At 51.2% G+C, this 258-nt stretch carries 1 protein-coding gene; it reads left to right on the top strand.

Annotated elements, in window-relative coordinates; genetic code table 11:
- On the top strand, nt 1–258 hold a 258-nt coding region (locus FN960_RS24350), incomplete at both ends, for a penicillin-binding transpeptidase domain-containing protein (protein ID WP_260682106.1).

The following is a 258-nucleotide window of genomic DNA, read 5'->3' on the forward strand; positions in this document are numbered from 1 at the left end:
TGGAAAAAATGGGGCCACGGGCGTCTGAATGTCACAAGATCGCTGGAAGAATCTGCGGATACCTTCTTCTATCAGGTGGCCTACGATATGGGGATCGATCGCCTCTCCGAATGGATGGGTAAATTCGGTTATGGTCATTACACCGGTATCGACCTGGCGGAAGAACGTTCCGGCAACATGCCTACCCGCGAATGGAAACAGAAACGCTTTAAAAAACCGTGGTATCAGGGTGACACCATTCCGGTTGGTATCGGTCAG

The sequence above is a fragment of the Alkalicoccobacillus porphyridii genome (assembly GCF_007293315.1).
GTDB classification, from domain to species: domain Bacteria; phylum Bacillota; class Bacilli; order Bacillales; family Bacillaceae_D; genus Alkalicoccobacillus; species Alkalicoccobacillus porphyridii.